This window comes from Pseudoroseicyclus aestuarii, assembly GCF_003217255.1.
In the GTDB taxonomy this organism is placed as follows: domain Bacteria; phylum Pseudomonadota; class Alphaproteobacteria; order Rhodobacterales; family Rhodobacteraceae; genus Pseudoroseicyclus; species Pseudoroseicyclus aestuarii.
Window position 1 is genome coordinate 653,794 of record NZ_QJTE01000002.1, and the last position, 17,760, is coordinate 671,553.

Consider the following 17,760-nt stretch of genomic DNA (forward strand, 5'->3'; position numbering starts at 1 on the left):
GGCTGATTTGCTTTGTCGGCCTCGTTCTTTATACAGTCGTATAACAGACGAAAAAAAACAAGAGGCGCGCCGCTTGGACGGTGCGACTGCTGCGGGAGAGGCAATGACCGACCAGCCAGCCATCCAGGTGGAGGATCTTCACAAGCGCTTCGGCACCGTCGAGGTGCTCAAGGGGGTCTCCCTGACCGCCCGGCCCGGCGATGTCGTGGCGGTGATCGGCGGCTCCGGCTCCGGCAAGTCGACGATGCTGCGCTGCATCAACCTGCTCGAGACGCCGAGCGCCGGGCGCATCAGCATCAAGGGCGAGGCCTACGAGATGCGCTCCGTCCGCGGCGAGATGGAGCCCGCGAACCGCAAGCAGGTGCAGCGCATCCGCGCGCACCTCGGCATGGTGTTCCAGTCCTTCAACCTCTGGCCGCACCGCACCGTTCTGGGCAACGTGACAGAGGTGCCGATCCACGTCCTGGGCGTGAAGCGCGCCGAGGCCGAGGCCCGCGCCATCGCCGTGCTCGAGCGTGTGGGCCTTGGCGACAAGCGCGACGCCTGGCCGGCGCAGCTGTCTGGCGGGCAGCAGCAGCGCTGCGCCATCGCCCGCGTCCTCGCGGTGGAGCCGACCGCGATGCTTTTCGACGAGCCAACCTCCGCCCTCGATCCCGAGCTGGTGAACGAGGTGCTCTCGGTGATCCGCGACCTCGCCAGCGAGAAGCGGACGATGATCCTCGTGACCCACGAGATGGCCTTCGCCCGCGACGTCGCAACCCACGTGATCTTCCTGCGCGACGGCCGGATCGAGGAGGAGGGCCCGCCCGAGCAGATCTTCGGCGCCCCCCGCTCGCCCCACCTGCAACAGTTCATCCGCTCGGTCGCCTGACGGCTTTTGCCGCCCGGCGCCCCTGCGACCGCATCCCTCACCACGGAGAAGGAGACTTCATGATCAAGACCCTCGCCCTCTCGCTGACCGCCGCCGCCGCGCTGGCCGGTCCCGCCATGGCCCAGACCTACAACGTCGGCATCTCGGCTGAGCCCTATCCGCCCTTCTACGCCCCCGATGCCTCGGGCGCCTGGAGCGGCTGGGAGATCGACTTCATGAACGCGGTCTGCGACCGGATCGGCGCCGAATGCGTCGTCACCCCCGTCGCCTGGGAGGGGATCATCCCGGCCCTGAACACCGGCAAGATCGACATGATCATCGGCTCCATGGGCATCACGCCCGAGCGGGCCGAGCAGATCGCCTTCTCGGACAAGTACTACGACACCCCCACCGGCGTCGTCGCGCTGGCCTCGACCGACGTGCAGCCGACGCCCGAGGGCGTCACGGGCGCCTATCTCGGCGCGCAGTCCGGCTCCATCCAGGAGAACTACGTCGCGCAGTACTTCGCCGAGACGGCCGCCGACGTGCGCATCTACCAGACCCTTGACGAAGAGCTTCAGGATCTGGCCGCCGGGCGCATCGACGCCGTCGTCGGCGACACGCTGGCGATGCAGCCCTTCATCGACAGCGAGGCCGGTCAGGCCTGCTGCGAGTATCGCGGCGCGGTCGAGAACGACCCCGACGTGCTGGGCCGCGGCGTCGGCATCGGCCTGCGCAAGGACGACACCGAGCTTCTCGAGACGGTGAACGCCGCCATCGCCGAGATCCGCTCCGACGGGACCTACGAAGAGATCAGCGCGCCCTACTTCGGCGACCTCGACATCTACGGCGAATGATCCGTCTGCCGGGCCCCCTGACCGGGGCCCGGCCCTTCGTCCCACGGCAATGAGGTTTCGATGCTCGACGGCATAGATTTCAGCCTGCTCGCCCTCGACTCCCCGGGCTGGGGCGGCGCGCTTCTGGAGGGGTTCCTCGTCTCGATCCAGCTTGCCGCGGGCGGCTACCTGCTGGGGCTGGCCATCGGGATTTGCGGCGCGGTCGCCAAGCTTTACGGCGGGCGGGTGACGCGCGACCTAGCCGAGATCTACACCATCGTTATCCGCGCCGTCCCCGAACTGGTGCTGATGCTGCTGTTCTACTACGTCGGCACCGACCTCGCGAACCGGGCGATGCAGGCGATGGGCTATTCCGGCTTCGACATCGACGGGCTGACCGCGGGCATCCTGGTGATCGGCCTCGTTCAAGGCGGCTACGCGACCGAGGTGATCCGCGGCGCGATCCGCGCCGTGCCGCATGGCCAGATCGAGGCGGCGCAGGCCTTCGGCATGGCGCCGCTCAAGGTGCTGCGCCGCGTGACGCTGCCGGCGGCGACGCCGCATGCGATCCCGGGCATGGCGAACCTGTGGATGATCGCGACCAAGGACACCGCCCTCCTCGCTGTCATCGGCTTTTCGGAGCTGACGCTGGTGACGCGGCAGGCGGCCTCGGCCACGCGGGCCTATTTCCTGTTCTTCCTCGCCGCCGGCGCGCTTTACCTGCTGCTGACGCTGGTCTCGAACCTCGGGCTGCGCCTGTTCGAGAAACGGGCCCGGCGCGGCCTCGCGGAGGTGCGCTGATCATGCCCGATATCGACATCCCCGCACGGCCCACCCCCGCCTCGCCCGCCCGCATCCTTGCCCGCGGTGTCCGCGGCCTGATGATGCCGCACCGCATCGCCATGGCGCTTGTCGCCCTTGCCGGTCTCGTCGCGATGGTCCTGATGATGGACTGGAGCTGGCTGCCGGCCTACCTGCCGCGGCTCTGGGCCGGGCTGGGCATGACGCTGGCGATGCTGGGCGCCAGCGTCGTCTTCGGCTTCCTGATCGCGCTGCCTCTGGGGGTGGCGCAGGTCATCGGCCCGCGCCCCCTGCGCTGGCTGGCGCTGGGCTTCTGCACGGTGATCCGCGGCACGCCGCTGCTGCTTCAGCTCTGGCTGATCTACTTCGGCCTCGGGTCCCTCTTCGCGCAGTTCCCCGAACTGCGGGAGACATGGCTCTGGCCCTACCTGCGGCAGGCCTGGCCCTATGGCCTCTTCGCGCTCACGATCTCCTTCGCCGCTTACCAGGGCGAGGTGATGCGCGGCGCCTTCGCGGGCGTCCCCTATGGCGAGCTCGAGGCCGCGCGTGCCTTCGGCATGTCGCGCGGCAAGGTCTTCCGCCGGGTCTGGTTCCCGCGCGCGCTGTACCGGGCGCTGCCGACGCTGTCGGGCGAGATTATCCTGCAACTGAAGTCGACGCCGCTGCTCGCGACGATCACGGTGACCGACCTTTACGCCGTCATCACCCGGGTCCGGCAGGCGACCTTCCTGACCTACGAGCCGCTGCTCTTCCTCGTCGCGGTCTACCTGTGCCTGAGCGCGGTGCTGATCGGCGTCCTGCGCTGGATGGAGACGCGGGTTCCGCAGCACGGCTGAAACTCGGGGCCGCCGGATGCTCCGGCGGCCCCGGGACCGGATCAGGCTCTGTAGTCCGGGTGCAGGTCCTCGAGCAGGCGCAGATGCGCGGCCCATTCCAGCGCCACGTCGTCATCCTCGCCCATGCTGCCCTTGTACTGGTCGGCGACGTGCCGGGCGAGGTCCTCGGGCACCTGTCGCAGCGGCTGTCCCATCGAGAGGGTCGCGACCTGAATCTCGCAGGCCCGCTCGAGGTAGAACATCGTGTTGAACATCGCCGCCGCCGTCGGCCCGGTGGCCAGCAGCCCGTGGTTGCGCAGCACCAGTGCCGGGTTGCCGCCGAGGCTGGCGACCAGCCGGTCCCGCTCGCTCAGGTCGAGGGCGATGCCCTCGTAGTCGTGGTAGGAGATCTGGCCGTAGAACTGCAGCGCGATCTGGTTGAGCGGCAGCAGCCCCTCCTCCAGCGTCGAGACGGCGACGCCGGCCCGCGAATGGGTGTGCATGATCCAGGCTGCCTCGTGGCTGGCGCGGTGGATCGCCGAATGGATGGTGAAACCGGCGGGGTTCACGCCATGCGGGCTGTCCTCGACCTTGTTGCCGTCCACGTCGATCTTGACCAGCGAGGAGGCGGTGATCTCTTCCCAGCGCAGGCCGTAGGGGTTGATCAGGAAATGCCCCTCCTCGCCCGGCACTCGGGCGGTGATATGGGTATAGATCAGGTCGGTCAGCCGGAAATGCGCGGCCAGCCGGTAGCAGGCTGCAAGGTCTTCGCGCGTTTTGCGTTCCGCATCGCTCATCGGCATGGGGTCTCTCCTTCTTTTTGGGTCAGTAGCCGCGGGCGGGGTCCACGGCATAGGTCAGGGGGGTGCCGTCGCGCAGCGCGCGGGCGGTCTCGATCGCCTGCGCCACGACGATCTCGGGGATCGAGTCGCTGGCCACATGCGGCGTGATGCGCAGCCGGTCGTCTTGCCAGAAGGGGTGATCCTTCGGAAGCGGCTCCTCGCGGAAGACGTCGAGCGTCGCGCCGGCCAGCTGCCCGCCGTCCAGCGCCGCGGTCAGGTCGGCCTCGACGAGGTGCTCGCCCCGGCCGATCTGGATCAGCCGCGCGCCGGGCGCGAGGCGGGCGAAGAGACCCGCGTTCAGCACGTCCCGCGTGGCCTCGGTCAGCGGCAGCACGTTGATCAGGTAATCGGCGCCCTCGGCCGCCTCGGCGATGCCCGCATCGCCGGCGCAGTAGGTGACGCCCTCCATCGGCTCGTCCGGGATGCTGCGGCAGGCGATCCGCACGTCGAAGCCGAGCGCGGCGCAGCCGCGCGCGACGGCCCGGCCCATCGTCCCGTTGCCAAGGACCGCGACGGTCGCGGCCTCGGGGGCGCGCATCGGCTCTGGCCGCCATTCGGCGCGGCGGGCGCAATCGGCCATGCGGCCGAAGCCGCGCTCGTCATGCAGCACCTCGTGCACCGCGAAGCCCGCCATCAGGTCGGCCTGATGCGGATCGCGCACGCGGGCCACCCGCATGCCATCGCGCAGGCCGGGGTGGGCCAGCAGCGCATCGACGCCGGCGCCGATGGACATGGCGACCTTGAGGTTCGGGTAGGGATCGAAGGCCGCCGCGCCGGGCAGCCAGCACAGCGCGAAGGAGATCGCCTCGGGGTCCGTCACCTCTTCGGGGCGCAGCACCGTGATGTCGGGCGCCTGCGCGCGCAGCAGATCGCCGTAAAGGCCGTCGAGGTCGAGAGTCTCGCTAAGGTAGACCCCGGTGATCGTAGAGTGGTCCATGCAGGCTCCATCCGATGCGTCTTCACAGTAGTTGTACGAGTGTATAACAAATGCACAGCCGATTGCACGACACCAAAGGTGACAGCCGATGACCGACGATTCGTCCCGCATGCCCGCTGCCAACGACCCCTCGCGGGTGATCGAGCAGGTGATCGAGGCCGCGACGCCGCGGCTGGTCGCCCTGCGCCGCGACCTGCATGCCCACCCCGAGACCGGCTTCGACACGCATCGTACCGCCGGGGTCGTCGCGCAGGGCCTCGAGGCGCTGGGCCTTTCGGTGCAGTCCGGCGTGGGGCGAACCGGCGTCGTCGCCGAGATCGAGGGCGGCGCGCCGGGTCCCTGCCTGATCCTGCGGGCCGACATGGACGCGCTGCCGATCGAGGAGCGGACCGGGCTGGACTATGCCTCGACCACGCCGGGGCAGATGCATGCCTGCGGCCACGACATCCACACATCGGCCCTTCTCGGCGCGGCCGAGGCCCTCGTTCGTATCGCGCCGCATCTGGCGGGGCGGGTGCGCCTCGTCTTCCAGCCCGCCGAGGAGACGCTGGACAGCGGGGCCGCCGCGATGATCGCCGATGGCGTGGCGCAGGGCGCGGACATGGCCGTGTCGTTCCACAACCAGCCGGACCTCGCGGCCGGAGAGCTGCGGCTGGTCCGTGGATCGGGCACCGCCTCGAGCGATGAGTTCAGCGTGACCGTCACCGGCAAGTCGGGGCATGCCGCCCGGCCTGACCAGGCCGCCGACCCGATCGTCGGCGCCGCCTACATGATCACGCAGCTTCAGACGATCGTCTCGCGCCGGATGAGGCCGGCCGATCCGCTGGTGCTGACCGTCGGGCAGATCTCTGGCGGTTTCACCGAGAACATCATCCCCGATACCTGCAGCTTCATCGGCACTGTCCGCTGCCGCACGGCGGCGACGCGCGACATGGCCGAGGCGGCCTTCCGCGAGATCTGCGGCAGCGTTGCGCGGGCACAGGGCCTCGAGGCGCAGGTGAGCTACGTGCGGGGCGTGCCGCCGCTGGTGAACGATGGGGGGCTGCTGGCGCAGGCCGAGCGCAGCTTTGCCGCTCAGTTCAGCGCCCCGCCGCATATCGTGCCGGGCGAGGACTTCGGGTCCGAGGATTTCGCCTGGTTCTCCGAAATCCTGCCGACCCTGCAGTTCCACGTCGGCTCGGGCCAGCCGGGCCGAGACGACCGCCTGCACAATTCAGACTACCAGCCGGACGAGAGATCGATCCCCACCGGCGCCACGGCCATGGCCCGGCTTGCGCTTGACCTTCTCGCCCCGGACCGCGATGACCGCGCGCCAAGCCAAACGGAGGCATCATGACCCGCATCACCCTTCTCGACGGCGGCATGAGCCGCGAGCTGCAGCGCTGCGGCGCGGTGCTGCGCCAGCCCGAATGGTCCGCGCTCGCGCTGATCGAGGCGCCCGAGGCGGTCGACGCCGCGCATCGCGCCTTCCTCGAAGCCGGGGCGCAGGTGATCACCACCAACAGCTACGCCGTCGTGCCCTTCCACCTGGGCGAGGCGCGCTTCGCCGCCGAGGGGCAGGCCCTTGCCGCCCGCGCCGCGCAGCTGGCCAAGGCCGCCGCGGCCGATCATCCCGGCGCCCGCGTCGCCGGCTGCCTGCCGCCGGTCTGCGGCTCCTACCAGCCGGAGAACTTCTCGCGGGAGGTCGCCGCACCGATCCTCCAGACGCTGGTGAGCTCCATGGCAGCGGACGTCGACCTCTGGCTGGGCGAGACGCTCAGCTCGCTGGACGAGGCGCGCACCATCGCCGAGGCGACCGCCGGCACCGGCAAGCCGCTGTGGCTGTCCTTCACGCTCAAGGACGGCGTGGGCGCCGAGAACCGCGCCCCCGTCCTGCGCTCGGGCGAAAGCGTGGAAGAGGCCGCGGTGCTGGCCCGCGAGCTTGGCGTCGAGGGCCTGCTCTTCAACTGCTCCATGCCCGAGGTGATGGAGCCCGCGATCCTCGCGGCCCGGGCGGCGCTGGGCGATGCGCCCGTGCCGATCGGCGTCTATGCCAATGCCCTCGTCTCGCAGGACGAGGACGGGGCGGCGAACGAGGTGCTATCCAAGGTGCGGGACGATCTGACGCCGACCGGCTACCTCGACTGGGCGGATCGCTGGGTCGCGGCGGGGGCAAGCCTGATCGGCGGATGCTGCGGCATTAACTCGCCGCATATCGCCGAGCTGTCCGCCCACTTCGCGCCCGCCTCCTGAGGGGGCGCGCCACGGGGCGCCTTCCGGGGCGTCTCGGGGCGCTCCTTTGAATCCTGCCCTGTCGCTCTATCATGCCATTGATGGAGCATCGCCGCGCAGACCCGCTATCCTGCCGTCCCGCCCCTGCGGCCTGTCTGCGCCGCGGTGGGCGCCGGGCCGCGGTGTGGGCGGCATGAGGGCGCTGCCGACCGCACGCGCGGGGCAGGGGGCGGCGCACCGGTTGATCGGCCTCGGCCTGTGCCTCGCCATCCCGACGCTCGTGCTGGCCTGGACGATCTCCCCCGCCGGGATGCCGGCTTCCCTTGCGGTGCTGGCCCTCGGGCTGGGGCTGGCGGTTCCCGGCCTCGCGCGGGGCCACCGCCACGAGAGGCTCGGCGGGGCCAATGCGGTCACGACGCTGCGCCTCGCGCTGGTCGCCGCCATCGCCGCGAGCGCTTTTGTCCCCGCGCCGCAAACCGGATGGGCGGGCTGGGCGCCCACGGCGCTCGCCGCGCTGGCCCTCTCTCTCGATGCGGTCGACGGCTGGCTGGCGCGGCGGCAGGGCCTGAGCTCGGCCTTCGGGGCGCGCTACGACATGGAGGTCGACTCCGCCCTCGCGGCGATCCTCGCGATGGTGCTCCTGCTGCGCGGCGTGGCGGGGGCCGAGCTTCTGGTGCTGGGCGGGGCGCGCTATGCCTTCGTCGCCGCCGCCTGGCGCTGGCCCTGGCTCGGCCAGCCGCTGCCCGAGAGCCTGCGCCGCAAGACCGTCTGCGTCGTGCAGATCGCCGCGCTGCTGGCCCTTGCCGCGCCGGTCTTTCCGGCAGGCCTCGCGGGCCTCGTCGCGCCCGTGGCGGCGCTGCTGGTGGCCTGGTCCTTTGGCGTCGATATCCGCTGGCTGGCGCGCCGCGCATGAGGGCCGCGATCAAGCCCCTTGTCGCCCTCGTGCTTCTGGTGCTGCTGCTCGTCGCCTTCGGCAGCGCCGATGTCGGGGCGCGGCTCGCCGCCGCCGAGCCGGTCTGGATCGGGGTCGCGGTCGCCGCGCTTCTGGCCCAGACGGTGCTGATGGCCCTGCGCTGGCGCCTTGTGGCGGGATCGCTGGGGATCGCCTTCTCGGCCCGGTGGGCGCTGGCCGAATACCTCGTCGCGCAGCTCGTGAACCTGACGGTGCCGGGCGGCGTGGTGGGGGACGGCGCCCGCGCGGTGCGGTCCCGCGCGGGCGAGGAGGGGCTGAAGCGTGCGGCCCAGGCGGTGGTGCTTGAGCGGGCGGCCGGGCAGCTTGGCCTCCTCGCCGTCGGCCTCGCTGGGCTGGGCTGGGCCGCGCTTGCGCCCGGCGCGCTCGACTGGCCGCCGGGGCTGGTGCGCGGCCTCGCGCTTGCGGGGCTTGCCGGGGCGGGCGGTGCGGCGCTGGCGGTGCTGCTGCTGCGGGGCGGGCGGATCGCGGCGCTGATCGCGCGCTGCCTGCCGGACGCGCGGCTGCGCGCGGCCCATGCCGGCCTGTCGATCGTCGCGGCGCTTCTGAACGTCATCGCCTTCGCGGCCTGCGCCCGCGCCGTGGGCGTGCCGCTCTCGCCGCTGGCGGCGCTGGTGCTGGTGCCGCTGATCCTGACCGCCATGGTCATCCCCCTCGGCATCGCCGGCTGGGGCTGGCGCGAGGGGGCGGCGGCGGCGCTGTTTCCCGTGGCCGGGGCAAGCGCGAGCGCCGGCATCGCCGCGGGCATCACCTTCGGCATCGCGATGATGATCGCCGCCGCGCCGGGCCTGCCGCTGCTGCTGCGGCAGGCGCCGCCGCCCCGGCGGCGCGCGGACGGCCGGAGGCCGGGGTGACGGGCCGGGGCGTCCGCCGGGCGGCGCTGCTGGCGCTGGGCGTGATGCTGCTGCACCTCGTCATCGTCATGCCCTCCCACCCCGCCGGCCTGACGCTCGGGCGGTTCCTGCGCCCGACATGGGAGCTGCCGGTGGTGCTGCTGGCGCTGGCCCTCGCGCCGGGGCGCTGGCTGCGGGCGCTGGCGGTGGCGCTGGCCCTCGCGCTGGTCCTGCTGCGGGTGTCCAACCTCGGCACCTATGCGGCCTTCAGTCGGCCGTTCAATCCGCTTCTCGACATGCACCTGCTGGTCTCTGGCTGGGCGCTTCTGGCCTCGAGCGTTGGGCGGGGCGAGGCGCTGGCCGCCATCGGCGCGACCCTGCTGGCGCTGGCGGCCCTCGGCGCGCTTCTCTGGGCCTGCCTCGCGCCGTTGCGGCGGCTCGGGCCGGGCGGGCGCGGCGGGGTGCTGGCGATGCCCGCCCTCGCGCTGGCGGCTGCGGCGATCCTGCCGGGCTGGCGCCCCTTCGCCGCTACGCCCGTGGTCCTGTCCCAGATCGAGGGCATGACCCGCGGCGTCGCCGACCTCGAGGCCTTTACCGAGGCTTTGCGGGAGGAGCCGGTCCCGGCGCCCCGCTTCGCCGCGCTGGGCGAGCGCGACGTGATCCTCGCCTTCGTGGAATCCTACGGCCGGTCCTGGCTGGACGATCCGGACTTCGCCCGGACCTCCATCCCGCGGCTTGAGGCGGTAGAGAATGGGCTGGCCGGGGCCGGCTGGCACGTCAGCAGCGCATGGATGGCGGCGCCGACGCGGGGCGGGCAAAGCTGGCTGAGCCATGGCACGCTGCTTTCCGGTCTCTGGGTGGACAGCCAGATCCGCTACGACCGGCTGATGACCTCGGACCGCGCCTCGCTGAACAGGCTCTTCGGCCGCGCGGGCTGGCGCACGGGGGCGGCGATGCCGGCCATCACCCTCGACTGGCCCGAGGCGGGCTGGTTCGGCTACGACACCACGCTCGATGCCGCGGGGCTGGGCTATCGCGGGCAGCCCTTCGACTGGGTGACGATGCCCGACCAGTACACCTGGACCGCGATGGACCGGCTCCTGCGCGCGCCGGGGCCGGACATGGTGGAGATGGCGCTGCTGACCTCGCACGCGCCCTGGACGCCGCTGCCGCGCCTCGTCCCCTGGGAGGCGATCGGCGAGGGGCGCATCTTCGACGGCACGCAGCGCGACGGCGGCACCCCGCGCGAGGTCTGGTCCGACCCCGAGACGATCCGCGCGCAGTATTCCGCATCGCTCGACTACGCGCTCGAGGTGGCCGGGCAATACATCGCCCGGCAGGATGAGGACGCGCTCTTCATCCTGCTGGGCGATCACCAGCCCGCGCCGCTGCTGACCGGGCAGGGCGCGCCGCCAGACGTCCCGGTCCACATCATCACGCGGGACGCGTCCCTGCTGACCCGCTTGACGGGCGGATATTTCCGGCCCGGTATGATCCCCGAGGCCGCGTCCCCCGTACTTCCCATGCAGGCGTTCCGCGCGATGATGACGAGCGTTTTCGAGATCCCGACAGGAGAGAGCCGATGAAACCGACCCTTCTCATGGCCGCGCTGGCCGCCGCCCCCGCCCTTGTGCCCCTGCCCGCGGCGGCGCAGGATCTGGTCACGCGCAACCGCGTCGGGCTGGCGGATGCGCCCAATACGCTGACCTTCCGGCTGACGGCCTACGACCTCTATTCCTCGGACCCGGCAACCAGCGAGGCTTTCGAGGATCTCTTCTCGGACTTCATCGAGGCGCGGCCTGACTGGAAGATCGAGACCCAGCTTCAGACCGGCAACATCGGGCAGGAGCAGGCGCGCCTGCTGCAGCAGACGCAGGCCGGGCGCGGCCCCGATTGCGCGATGATCGATTCCAGCCGGCTCGCCCTCTTCAAGGACACGGGCGTGCTGCAGCCGATGGACATGGTCTTTTCCGAAGACGACGTCGCCGATCTCTTTCCCTACGTGCGCGAGGCGGTGACGAACGAGGCGGGCGAGGTGCTGGCCTGGTGGTGGTTCACCGACCTGCGCGTCCTCTACCGCGACACCTCCGTCGTGCCCGAGGCGCCGCAGACCTGGGCGGAGGCGCAGGAGGCCGGGCTTGCGGCGGTCGAGGCCGGGCGCGAGGGGCTGCTCTTCAACGGCGGCCGCTGGGAGGGGACCGCCTTCGACTGGCTCGCGAATTTCTGGGCGCAGGGCGGGGAGCTTGTGGACGCCGACGGCGCGCCGGTCTTCGCCGAGGGCGAGAACCGCGAAAAGATGCTCGCGGCCATCGCCTACTACCAGAATCTGGTCGAAAGCGGCGCCTCGCCCCGGCGGGTGACGGCGATCGACGATTACGACGCCTTCACCGCCGCCGCTGCCGCCGGCACGGCCTCCATGTTCGTCGGCGGCAATTGGCAGTACGGCCAGCTGCGCGCCACGCTGCCCGAAGAGCAGTTCGCCAATTGGGCGGTCTCGGAGCTGCCCGGCCCGGCGCCCGATCAGCGCGCCACCGGCACCGGCGGCTGGACCATCGCCGCCCTCTCCGAGGATGAGGAAAAGCGCAGGCTTTGCGGTGAGATCGTCAAGGAGATCTACGCCGGTCCCGGCAATGCGGCGCAGGGGCTGCTGCCCACCTCTGCCGCGATCTATGACCAGTACGACGCCTACGACGGCGCCGAATACGACCTCTTCGCCGAGGCGCTGGAGAACGGCGTGGCCCGGCCCGGGGCGGCGATCTACCCCGAGATCTCGAACCAGATCCAGATCATGCTGGGCAATGTCCTCTCGGGCACCGCCGAGCCCGAAGAGGCGCTCGATGCCGCCGCCGCGGCGGTTCAGGCCGCCTACGACCGCCAGTGAGGCCCGCGCCCGACCGCGGGCCGGGGGCCGCGCATCCCGCGCCCTGGCTCCTGCCCGCGGTCCTCGTGCTGGCCGCCTTCTACGCCGTGCCGGTGCTCGACGTGGCGCGGCTGGCGGTCAGCGACGCGACGCTGGTGCGCCCAGCCTCGGGCTTTTCCACACAGGCGCTGCGCGCGATCCTGACCGACCCGGCGCTGCCGCAGGTCCTTGGCACGACGCTGCTTTTCGTCGCGGTGAACGTGGTGGCGTTGCAACTTCTGGGCCTGCTGATCGCCCTGACCATCGCCCGCGGAGAGCGGCGGGGCCTGCATGGCATGGCGGCCTTCCGGACGCTGGTGCTGGCGGCCTGGGTGGTGCCGGGCATCGCCAACGGGCTGATCTGGTCGATGCTCTTCGACGAGGCGCCCTACGGAACACTCAACAGCCTGCTGGCCTATGTCGGCGCCGGGCCGGTGGCCTGGCTGTCGGACCCGCGCATGGCGCTGGTCTCTGCCGTGATCGCCAACCTCTGGCAGGGCACGGCCTTTTCGATGATCGTCTTCTACGCGGCGCGGCGGGGGATCGACCCGACCCTTTACGAGGTGGCCGCGCTGGACGGCGCCGGGCCATGGCGCGTCTTCACCGCGATCACGCTTCCGCTCCTGCGCCGGGCCATCGCGGTGAACACGGTGCTCGTGTCGGTGCAGACGCTCAACACCTTTGATTCCATCCTCGCGCTGACCGGGGGTGGGCCGGGCCGCGCGACGGAGGTGCTGTCGCTCTTCACCTTCAACACGGTGTTCTACAACCTCGACCTTGCCGGCGGGGCGGTGCTGGCGCTGCTGCTTTTCGTGATCGGCATGGGGATGACGCTGGCGGTCCTCGCGGCTGGCGGGCGGGGCGAGGCATGAGCCGCGCGCGCCTTGGCGATCTGGCTAGCTACCTGCTGCTGGGGGTGCTGGCAGTCTTCTTCGCCGTGCCCTTCGCCTGGCTGGTCAGCCTCGCGATCCGCACCCCGGCCGAGGTTTACCGCGGCGCCGCCCGCTTCATCCCCGAGGCGCCGACGCTGGACAATTTCCGCACGATCCTCTCGGACCCGGCCTTCCTGATCTACCTCTGGAACGGGCTGAAGCTCTCGACCGCGGGGGCGGCGCTGGCCGTCGCTCTGGCGATCCCTGCCGCCTACGCCTGTTCCCGCATCGACTTCCGCGGCAAGGCGGCGGTGCTGCTGGGCCTGCTCGCGGTACAGATGATCTCGCCGCTGGTGCTGCTGGTGCCGCTTTACCGCTGGATGTCGGCGCTGGGCCTGCTGAACCGCGACCTCTCGGTGATCGCGGTCTACGGCGCGCTGGGGATGCCGCTGGCCGTCTGGCTGCTGAAGATCGCCTTCGACGCCATCCCGAAGGAGCTGGAGGAGGCCGCGAGCATGGACGGCGCCTCGCGCCCCCGGACGCTGGCGCTGATCACGCTGCCGCTGGCGCGGTCGGGCATCGCCTCGGCCTTCATCCTTGCGATGGTGATGAACTGGTCGCAGTTCCTGATCCCCTTCATCCTGCTTGAGCGGGACGCCGACTGGCCGATCTCGGTCGCGATCTTCAACTTCGCCGGCTCGATCAGCGCCTCGACCACGCAGCTCCTGGCGGCGGCCTGCCTGATCGCGGTCCTCCCCGCCGTCGCGGTCTTCGTGGCGCTGCAGCGGATGATCGTCACGGCGCTGATCGCGGGGGCGGTGAAGGGGTAGGGGGGGCGTTGGCCGCTCGGGCGATTGGCGTAGAGATCGGATTTTCGGGCAAAGCGCCTTTTCGCTGCGTTTGCGCCAATGTCGGCTATCCTTTTTTTGGGTCCTTCCGATATAGTTCGTCTAGGAATGGGGCCTTGCCTGCTAGGTATTCAGCAATGCCGGTACTGTTTTCTTTCTCAAGGCGTAGTTTGAGTTCTGCATATGCCCGGCTATCACCAGAATTGCTACGCAAATGGTCGCGTATCCCAAGCATTCTAGTAATCTGTGAATGGCCCGAAACGCAGACGTGAAGCTTGTGGGTTCTTATCCCACCAACATCGCGTTTGAAGAAATGATGGCCCTCCATCAGGTCGTTACCGCGCCTATAGCCCAGGCCAGTCAGCTCAGCCTGCCAATTATCCAAACTGCAGGCGTTGGAAACCACCACTAGAATATCGATTTCAGGTTTAGCAGCCAAACCCTCAACCGCAGTGCTGCCGACATGATGGATGTTGATACACGCATCGCCAAATACCGACCGCAACCGTCCTGCCTCTTCCGAAAAGAGACGTGGCCAACTCTGGTCATAATCAGTAATTTAGCTCGTAAGCTTCATTCTGCGCTTCTAGTCTAAAGCCGCCATTCGCTACAACGCAAAAAGATGTATGTCTGGGCTCAGATTCAACCTTCCCCACGCACTGCCTGAACGGCAGCATCAGCCCACTGGCGAGAACGGCCGGCCCCGAGGGTCAGACGTGGCACCTCCCCCCCCCAGGCGCTCACCGCGACAACCGCCGCTCCCCCGCCTCGATGCGAGTGAACAGCAGATTCTCGCGCGGGGGCAGGGGGCAGAGGGCGTGGGGGGTGAAGGCGGAGGGCGGGTTGATGGCGCGGTTGAAGTCGATGACGACGCTGCCGTCCGTCACCTCCTCGCCGAAGACGAAGCGCATCGGGGCATAGGTGTCGTCCTTCGAGGTCAGGTCGCGGAACACGAACTGCGGCCTTTCCGCGGTGCCATGGGTCGCCAGCAGCGCGAGGCTTTCGCCCTGCAGCTCCAACCGCGCGACATGGGTCGCCTGAACCCGTATCGGCAGGCCCACGACGGTGTCCTGCGTCAGGGCCAGGGCCTGCGGCAGCGCCTCCCAGCTTGCGGTGATGCGCAGCGCGGGGTCGAGCGGGAAGTGGGGGATCGGGGCCAGCGCCTCGGCGGCGGCCGAGTGCCTGTCGCGCACGCGCAGGGCGCGCCAGTCGTTCAGCGCCGCGATCTCCAGCGCGAAGCGGCCCGCCTGCCATGAGGTCCGGCCCGAGGCGCGGTCGATCGGGATCTCCGCCCCCTCTGCCGAAAGGAAGCTGCCGCTGTCGGGCGTCTCCAGCACCAGCCGGCCCAGCAGCTCCGGCCCCTCGGGCAGGCGGATGTCGCTGCCCGGCGCGCTGCCGATGGTCCAGGTGCCGGGCGTGACCCACCAGCGGCCCAGCAGGTTCAGCCAGCCGGTCTCGGCGGTCAGCTTCTCCATGCGGGCCTCGCGCCAGTCTGCGTGGGCCTGTCGAAAGGTCTCGGCTGCGGGCATGGCGTCGTCTCCTGTCAGGGTCTCCGGCACCCGGGGGGATACTGGAGAGCGGGCCCTGCGTACAGCCGTGCGGCGGCCCGCACAGGCTGCCGGGAGGGGGCGAGGCAAAACGCCCCAGGCGGCACCCCGCGCCTTCCCAGCGCGCGGCGGGCAGGATAGGACTGCGGTCAGGATGAGGGCCGGGATGCATATCCGCCGCGGGCGTCAGGGCGCCGGTGGGCAAGATGCGGGGCGGGCGCTGGCCTGGCTCCTGCTGCTTCCGTTCCTTCTGCTGTCGCTGCTGCCCCTTGGGACCATGGCGACGGCAGGGCCGAACGGCCCCTCCATCGTCCTGTGCACCGGCGAGGGACCGCTGGAGGTTGTGCAGGCGCCCGATGGCAGCCTGAGGCCGGCGCCGCCGCATCGGCACGAAAGCCACCCCTGCGCCTGGGCCGTGCATGCCCAGGCGGCGGATCAGCCCGCGCCGGTCCAGCTTCCGCTGCCCGCGCCGGTCCATCACGCCGCCTATCTCTCGCCCGGGGACGAGGCTGCGCCGCGCGCCGCCGGGCCGCGCGCGCCATCGGCCCGCGATCCGCCGGCTGCCGCATTTCGCTGATCCCGCACGGGATCACCTCCACCGAAATGCAGGCCGAGTGCGACCCCGCCCGCCCAAGGGAGGGCGCGCCGGCGACTCCTTCGCAAGAGACAGACCATGACCCTCAAGACCCTTCTTCGCGGCAGCGCCCTCGGCGCCGCCCTCCTGACCGCCGGCAGTGCCGGGGCCCATGTCACCCTGACGCAGGCCGAGACCGCCGCCAGCGGCAGCTACGTCGCGACCTTCCGCGTGCCGCATGGCTGCGAGGGCGCGGCCACCGACACGGTGCGCGTGACCCTGCCCGAGGGCTTCTATGCCGCCAAGCCGATGCCCAAGCCCGGCTGGGACCTGGAGATCGAGACCGGCCCCTATGCCGAGCCCTACGACAACCACGGCACCACGATGACCGAGGGCCCGCGCGAGATCACATGGTCCGGCGGCAGCCTCGAGGATGCCTGGTACGACGAGTTCAGCATCCGCGGCAGCTTCGCCGGCACCCACGAGGTCGGTGAGGTGGTCTACTTCCCCGTCGTGCAGTTCTGCGACGAGGCGACCGAGGCCTGGACCGCCACCGGCGGCGAGGCGGAGGGGGGCGAAGGCTCGGCGCCCAAGGTGACGCTGACTCAGGCCGAGGCGCAGGACGGACATCACCACGACCACGGCGGGCACGGCGACCACGGCGATCACGGCGCAGAGGCCGGCCACCACGATCACCACGACGCCGGAGACGCGCAGGAGGCCGCGGTCCAGGTCGGCGATCTGACCATCGCCGCGCCCTTCGCCCGCGCCACCCTGCCGAACCAGCCCGTCGGCGGCGGCTACCTGACGATCACCAACGACGGCGAGGCGGACGATCGCCTGACCGCCGTCACCTCGGATGCCAGCGACCGCGCCGAGGTCCACGAGATGTCGATGGACGGCGACGTGATGACCATGCGCGCGCTGGACGACGGCCTCGTGATCCCGGCGGGCGAGACGGTGGAGCTTCGCCCCGGCGGCTACCACCTGATGTTCATGGACCTCGAGGCGCCGGTCGAGGAAGGCGCGACGCTGAACGTCACCCTGACCTTCGAGCAGGCTGGCGAGGTGAGCATCGAGATGCCGGTGCGCGCGCCCAATGCCGGCTCCGGCGGCATGGATCACGGCGATCACGGCGACCACTCGGGCCATGCCGATCACTCGGACCACATGGACCATTCGGACCACTGACGCGGGCGGGCGCCGCGGGATCAGCCCGCGGCGCCTCATCATCAGCAGGAGACCACCATGACCAGAAGCACCATGCGCCTTGTCGGGATCGCGCTCTGGACCCTCGTCGCCCTCGCGGTGGCCGGGGTTCTCTGGCTGCAGTTCGGATCGGGCCGCGGCACCAGCGCGCAGCTTGGCGCGCCGCTGGGGCAGGGGGACTACAGCCTCGTCACCACCGAGGGAGAGCCCTTCACCCAAGCGACGCTGGAGGGGCAGCCCACGGCTGTCTTCTTCGGCTTCACCCACTGCCCCGAGGTCTGCCCGACCACGCTGGGCGATATCGCCGCCTGGCAGGAGGACGTCTCGGACCTCGACCAGGACCTGCGGGTCTTCTTCGTGTCGATCGATCCCGACCGCGACACGCCCGAGGTGCTGGAGGACTACGTCTCCTGGGCGCCGGGCGTGACCGGCGTCACCGGCACGCAGGAAGAGGTCGACGCCGCGGCGAAGGCCTTCCGCATCTATGCCCGCAAGGTCCCGCTCGAGGGCGGGGACTACACGATGGACCACTCGGCCCTCGTGCTGCTCTTCGACGAGGAGGGGCGCTTCGTCGAGCCGATCCAGTACCAGGAGGATTACGCGGTCGCCGAGGGCAAGATCCGCACCCTTCTCGAAGGCTGATTCCGCTAGGCGCGCCCTCGGCCGGACCGGGGGCGCGTGGTCCGGGGCGGAAACTTGACGCTTTTGGTCGGGAA

At 70.6% G+C, this 17,760-nt stretch carries 19 protein-coding genes; 15 read left to right on the top strand and 4 right to left on the bottom strand.

Annotated elements, in window-relative coordinates:
• Window positions 1-103: 103 nt before the first annotated feature.
• From DFP88_RS07965 to DFP88_RS07980, 4 genes are read left to right on the top strand one after another with little or no spacing between them, the layout of a single operon-like run.
• The gene (locus DFP88_RS07965) at window positions 104-871 is read left to right on the top strand and encodes an ABC transporter ATP-binding protein (protein WP_110813899.1); all 768 of its coding nucleotides are present in this window, start codon (window positions 104-106) and stop codon (window positions 869-871) included.
• A 59-nt stretch (window positions 872-930) separates the two neighbouring features.
• Entirely contained in the window at window positions 931-1,707 is a 777-nt protein-coding gene (locus DFP88_RS07970) for a transporter substrate-binding domain-containing protein (RefSeq protein WP_110813900.1), read from the top strand.
• Between the two features lie 60 nt (window positions 1,708-1,767).
• Entirely contained in the window at window positions 1,768-2,487 is a 720-nt protein-coding gene (locus tag DFP88_RS07975) for an ABC transporter permease (RefSeq protein WP_110813901.1), read from the top strand.
• 2 nt (window positions 2,488-2,489) lie between these two features.
• The gene (locus DFP88_RS07980) at window positions 2,490-3,323 is read left to right on the top strand and encodes an ABC transporter permease (protein ID WP_110813902.1); all 834 of its coding nucleotides are present in this window, start codon (window positions 2,490-2,492) and stop codon (window positions 3,321-3,323) included.
• A gap of 41 nt (window positions 3,324-3,364) precedes the next feature.
• Here DFP88_RS07980 and DFP88_RS07985 read toward each other — a convergent pair whose 3' ends face one another.
• Both DFP88_RS07985 and DFP88_RS07990 read right to left on the bottom strand, forming a co-directional pair.
• A complete protein-coding gene (locus DFP88_RS07985) occupies window positions 3,365-4,105 on the bottom strand; it encodes a class II aldolase/adducin family protein (RefSeq protein ID WP_110813903.1) in 741 nt (246 codons plus the stop codon).
• Between the two features lie 22 nt (window positions 4,106-4,127).
• Window positions 4,128-5,081 carry an NAD(P)-dependent oxidoreductase gene (locus DFP88_RS07990; RefSeq protein WP_110813904.1) on the bottom strand — a complete coding sequence of 318 codons (954 nt, stop codon included), beginning with the start codon at window positions 5,079-5,081 and terminating at the stop codon, window positions 4,128-4,130.
• Window positions 5,082-5,169: 88 nt separating this feature from the next.
• Here DFP88_RS07990 and DFP88_RS07995 point away from each other — a divergent pair, with 88 nt between their 5' ends.
• The 8 genes from DFP88_RS07995 to DFP88_RS08030 all read left to right on the top strand — a co-directional run bounded on the left by DFP88_RS07995 (window position 5,170) and on the right by DFP88_RS08030 (window position 13,696).
• Window positions 5,170-6,417: a M20 metallopeptidase family protein gene (locus DFP88_RS07995; RefSeq protein ID WP_110813905.1), complete on the top strand. Its 1,248-nt coding sequence runs from the start codon at window positions 5,170-5,172 to the stop codon at window positions 6,415-6,417.
• The gene (locus DFP88_RS08000; protein ID WP_110813906.1) at window positions 6,414-7,313 is read left to right on the top strand and encodes a homocysteine S-methyltransferase family protein; all 900 of its coding nucleotides are present in this window, start codon (window positions 6,414-6,416) and stop codon (window positions 7,311-7,313) included. Before DFP88_RS07995 ends, DFP88_RS08000 begins: the two co-directional genes overlap by 4 nt.
• A gap of 172 nt (window positions 7,314-7,485) precedes the next feature.
• A complete protein-coding gene (locus DFP88_RS08005; protein ID WP_245904736.1) occupies window positions 7,486-8,205 on the top strand; it encodes a CDP-alcohol phosphatidyltransferase family protein in 720 nt (239 codons plus the stop codon).
• Complete coding sequence (locus DFP88_RS08010; protein ID WP_110813907.1) at window positions 8,202-9,116, top strand: lysylphosphatidylglycerol synthase transmembrane domain-containing protein; 915 nt, start codon at window positions 8,202-8,204, stop codon at window positions 9,114-9,116. Before DFP88_RS08005 ends, DFP88_RS08010 begins: the two co-directional genes overlap by 4 nt.
• Complete coding sequence (locus tag DFP88_RS17025; RefSeq protein WP_181418591.1) at window positions 9,113-10,681, top strand: alkaline phosphatase family protein; 1,569 nt, start codon at window positions 9,113-9,115, stop codon at window positions 10,679-10,681. The genes DFP88_RS08010 and DFP88_RS17025 overlap by 4 nt, the downstream gene beginning before the upstream one ends.
• Window positions 10,678-11,976, top strand: a complete 1,299-nt coding sequence (locus tag DFP88_RS08020) for an extracellular solute-binding protein (RefSeq protein WP_110813908.1) — start codon at window positions 10,678-10,680, stop codon at window positions 11,974-11,976. The genes DFP88_RS17025 and DFP88_RS08020 overlap by 4 nt, the downstream gene beginning before the upstream one ends.
• Entirely contained in the window at window positions 11,973-12,866 is an 894-nt protein-coding gene (locus DFP88_RS08025; RefSeq protein WP_245904737.1) for a carbohydrate ABC transporter permease, read from the top strand. The genes DFP88_RS08020 and DFP88_RS08025 overlap by 4 nt, the downstream gene beginning before the upstream one ends.
• Window positions 12,863-13,696 carry a carbohydrate ABC transporter permease gene (locus tag DFP88_RS08030; RefSeq protein ID WP_110813909.1) on the top strand — a complete coding sequence of 278 codons (834 nt, stop codon included), beginning with the start codon at window positions 12,863-12,865 and terminating at the stop codon, window positions 13,694-13,696. The genes DFP88_RS08025 and DFP88_RS08030 overlap by 4 nt, the downstream gene beginning before the upstream one ends.
• An 85-nt stretch (window positions 13,697-13,781) precedes the next feature.
• Here the strand turns inward: DFP88_RS08030 and DFP88_RS08035 are convergent, their stop codons facing one another.
• Window positions 13,782-14,273, bottom strand: coding sequence for a GrpB family protein (locus DFP88_RS08035; protein ID WP_220032309.1), 492 nt, complete (start codon window positions 14,271-14,273; stop codon window positions 13,782-13,784).
• 181 nt (window positions 14,274-14,454) lie between these two features.
• Window positions 14,455-15,243, bottom strand: coding sequence for a DUF1684 domain-containing protein (locus DFP88_RS08040; protein WP_110813910.1), 789 nt, complete (start codon window positions 15,241-15,243; stop codon window positions 14,455-14,457).
• Window positions 15,244-15,415: 172 nt separating this feature from the next.
• On the opposite strand from DFP88_RS08040, the gene DFP88_RS08045 reads away from it, so the two are divergent.
• From DFP88_RS08045 to DFP88_RS08055, 3 genes are all read left to right on the top strand, one after another.
• Window positions 15,416-15,838, top strand: a complete 423-nt coding sequence (locus tag DFP88_RS08045) for a DUF2946 family protein (protein ID WP_146227454.1) — start codon at window positions 15,416-15,418, stop codon at window positions 15,836-15,838.
• A 96-nt stretch (window positions 15,839-15,934) separates the two neighbouring features.
• Complete coding sequence (locus DFP88_RS08050; RefSeq protein ID WP_110813912.1) at window positions 15,935-17,026, top strand: copper chaperone PCu(A)C domain-containing protein; 1,092 nt, start codon at window positions 15,935-15,937, stop codon at window positions 17,024-17,026.
• A gap of 57 nt (window positions 17,027-17,083) precedes the next feature.
• The gene (locus DFP88_RS08055) at window positions 17,084-17,686 is read left to right on the top strand and encodes an SCO family protein (protein WP_110813913.1); all 603 of its coding nucleotides are present in this window, start codon (window positions 17,084-17,086) and stop codon (window positions 17,684-17,686) included.
• Window positions 17,687-17,760 lie beyond the last annotated feature (74 nt).

What these genes read in the sequence shown, in the direction of transcription:
- DFP88_RS07965 (WP_110813899.1), top strand. Translation starts at nt 104, where the DNA reads ATGACCGACCAGCCAGCCATCCAGGTGGAGGATCTTCACAAGCGCTTC.
- DFP88_RS07970 (WP_110813900.1), top strand. Translation starts at nt 931, where the DNA reads ATGATCAAGACCCTCGCCCTCTCGCTGACCGCCGCCGCCGCGCTGGCC.
- DFP88_RS07975 (WP_110813901.1), top strand. Translation starts at nt 1,768, where the DNA reads ATGCTCGACGGCATAGATTTCAGCCTGCTCGCCCTCGACTCCCCGGGC.
- DFP88_RS07980 (WP_110813902.1), top strand. Translation starts at nt 2,490, where the DNA reads ATGCCCGATATCGACATCCCCGCACGGCCCACCCCCGCCTCGCCCGCC.
- DFP88_RS07985 (WP_110813903.1), bottom strand. Translation starts at nt 4,105, where the DNA reads ATGCCGATGAGCGATGCGGAACGCAAAACGCGCGAAGACCTTGCAGCC.
- DFP88_RS07990 (WP_110813904.1), bottom strand. Translation starts at nt 5,081, where the DNA reads ATGGACCACTCTACGATCACCGGGGTCTACCTTAGCGAGACTCTCGAC.
- DFP88_RS07995 (WP_110813905.1), top strand. Translation starts at nt 5,170, where the DNA reads ATGACCGACGATTCGTCCCGCATGCCCGCTGCCAACGACCCCTCGCGG.
- DFP88_RS08000 (WP_110813906.1), top strand. Translation starts at nt 6,414, where the DNA reads ATGACCCGCATCACCCTTCTCGACGGCGGCATGAGCCGCGAGCTGCAG.
- DFP88_RS08005 (WP_245904736.1), top strand. Translation starts at nt 7,486, where the DNA reads ATGAGGGCGCTGCCGACCGCACGCGCGGGGCAGGGGGCGGCGCACCGG.
- DFP88_RS08010 (WP_110813907.1), top strand. Translation starts at nt 8,202, where the DNA reads ATGAGGGCCGCGATCAAGCCCCTTGTCGCCCTCGTGCTTCTGGTGCTG.
- DFP88_RS08020 (WP_110813908.1), top strand. Translation starts at nt 10,678, where the DNA reads ATGAAACCGACCCTTCTCATGGCCGCGCTGGCCGCCGCCCCCGCCCTT.
- DFP88_RS08030 (WP_110813909.1), top strand. Translation starts at nt 12,863, where the DNA reads ATGAGCCGCGCGCGCCTTGGCGATCTGGCTAGCTACCTGCTGCTGGGG.
- DFP88_RS08040 (WP_110813910.1), bottom strand. Translation starts at nt 15,243, where the DNA reads ATGCCCGCAGCCGAGACCTTTCGACAGGCCCACGCAGACTGGCGCGAG.
- DFP88_RS08045 (WP_146227454.1), top strand. Translation starts at nt 15,416, where the DNA reads ATGAGGGCCGGGATGCATATCCGCCGCGGGCGTCAGGGCGCCGGTGGG.
- DFP88_RS08050 (WP_110813912.1), top strand. Translation starts at nt 15,935, where the DNA reads ATGACCCTCAAGACCCTTCTTCGCGGCAGCGCCCTCGGCGCCGCCCTC.
- DFP88_RS08055 (WP_110813913.1), top strand. Translation starts at nt 17,084, where the DNA reads ATGACCAGAAGCACCATGCGCCTTGTCGGGATCGCGCTCTGGACCCTC.